This is a genomic window from Mycobacterium asiaticum (assembly GCF_001668675.1).
Taxonomy (GTDB): Bacteria; Actinomycetota; Actinomycetes; order Mycobacteriales; family Mycobacteriaceae; genus Mycobacterium; species Mycobacterium asiaticum_D.
On sequence record NZ_LZKQ01000021.1, the window covers coordinates 1 to 2,086 of the forward strand.

The following is a 2,086-nucleotide window of genomic DNA, read 5'->3' on the forward strand; positions in this document are numbered from 1 at the left end:
TGCCGACGATCACCACCGGCACCATGTGCCAGAGGTACAGCGCCATCACGTTGTCGTTGACCAGAGACACCGTGCGCCGCACGGCCGGCCGGCGCAGCACCCGATTGAGCCACGGCGCGAGCGCGGTGGCGATTCCGAGCTGCGTGCAACCGAACGCCAGCAACGCCACCGTCGGGGGCGTCGTGTTCTGCACCTGCTGGCCGGGCACGCCGATCATGCTGACCGGGTAATCCGCCACCCCGACCAGGAGAGCCAGTGCCGTACCTGCCGCGGCGGCCAGCTGCACCGGCCTCCGATCACCCAAATCCCCGGCCCGCCAGGACATTCCGAGTTGGTAGAAGGTGCCCCAGCACAACAGGTAATTCAGCAGGCCGACATAGGGCACCCCGAAGCCGACCGCGGCGACGTCGACCAGGACGGCACCCACCGCCAGCCCCACCGCGGGCCACAGCCCCCAACGGCGTTGCGCGGCAACCGCTACCGGGGTCAGCATCACCACCACGAGATAGACCGCCAGGAACCACAACTGCAACGCGACCGCCCATCCCGCATACTGCAACGCCGACCGGGCCACCCCGGTGGCCTGCAGCACCGCGACCACGACCAGGACGACGGTGACGTACACAGCGGTGGGTCCCAGCACCCGGGCCACCCGATGCCGGAGCCAGGTCTGGGGCGAGAAGCCCGCGTCGGCGCTGCGGTGCGCCCACGACACCGCGGAGGCGTAACCAGCGACCAGAAAGAACGCGGGCACCGCCTGGAACACCCACGTCAACCACTGCGTCCAGGGCTGGTCGACCAGCGGGTTCTGGCGGCCGAAGCTGCCATCCCGATAGGTCAGCGCGGATGCCATCCAGTGCCCCAGCACGATCAGGACCACACCCGATGACCGCAGGAAGTCCACGGCGACGTCGCGGGCCGGTCGCGTCGTATCGGTATCGGTCACCAGCGCGACGTTACCCAGCGTGGACAATGGGCCCATGGACCGGGCTCAGCTGGGAAACCTGCACGTCGGACGGATCGGACTGGGCGCCATGGGCATGTCGGCGGCGTATGCCGGCGCCGGCACCGACGACGCCGAATCGATCCGGGCCGTGCACCGCGCAATCGATTTGGGCATCACACTCATCGACACCGCCGAGGTCTACGGCCCGTACCGCAACGAGGAGTTGCTGGCCCGCGCCCTGCGCGGTCGACGAGATCAGGTCGTTCTGGCCACCAAGTTCGGCATGATCTCGCACACCGGGCGAAGCGGCCTGGACAGCAGCCCCGACAACATCCGCATCGCCGTCGACGGTTCCCTGCAACGGCTGCAGACCGATCACATCGACCTGTACTACCAGCACCGGCTCGACCGCAGCACACCGATCGAAGACACTGTCGGGGTGCTCGCGGAGCTGGTCACCGCGGGCAAGGTCCGGCACCTCGGCCTGTCCGAGGTGGGTGTGCAGACCATCCGCCGCGCCCACGCCGTGCACCCGATCACCGCCGTCCAGTCCGAGTACTCGCTGTGGACGCGCGATCCCGAGGCGGCGGTGTTGCCGCTGTTGCGTGAGCTCGGCATCGGATTCGTCGCCTACTCGCCGCTCGGCCGCGGATTCCTCACCGGTGCAATACGTTCCACCGACGCCATTTCGGATACCGACTTCCGCAAGACCAATCCGCGGTTCACCGACGAGAACTTCCAGCACAACCTGCGCAGCGTCGATCAGCTGACGGAGATCAGCGCTGACGTCGGCGCCACCCCGGCGCAGGTCGCCCTGGCGTGGCTGCTCGCCAAGGGACCCGACATCGTCCCGATCCCGGGCACCAAGCGGGTCGCGCGCGTCGAGGAGAACGCCGGCGCCGACGGCGTCCAGCTGTCCGCCGAACAGGTCGCGCGGCTGGACGACCTGCTGCCGGCGGCCGGCGAGCACCACAGTGCGGCGCAGCTGCAGTGGATCGACCGGGATTAGATACTGCGTACCAGCGCCGCCGCGCGAACGTCGTCGCCGACCGTGAAATGCATCAGCACCGAGTCGCCGCGGGCAGCCGAACGGATCGTCAACGGTTCGCCGTACTTGATCGGGCTGCGGTATTCGAGCAC

2 protein-coding genes and 1 pseudogene are annotated in these 2,086 nt (G+C 68.6%); 1 reads left to right on the forward strand and 2 read right to left on the reverse strand.

Translation table 11 applies throughout. The annotated features are described in order from the left end of the window. On the reverse strand, positions 1–946 hold a 946-nt coding region (locus A9X01_RS01675; protein WP_155771869.1), incomplete at its 3' end, for an acyltransferase family protein. Between the two features lie 34 nt (positions 947–980). Between A9X01_RS01675 and A9X01_RS01680 the strand changes: the two genes are divergently transcribed. Next, entirely contained in the window at positions 981–1,955 is a 975-nt protein-coding gene (locus A9X01_RS01680; protein WP_065119006.1) for an aldo/keto reductase, read from the forward strand. Here A9X01_RS01680 and A9X01_RS30970 read toward each other — a convergent pair. Then, positions 1,952–2,086: pseudogene (locus tag A9X01_RS30970) on the reverse strand (hypothetical protein); the annotation flags it as partial. The gene A9X01_RS01680 and the pseudogene A9X01_RS30970 overlap by 4 nt on opposite strands.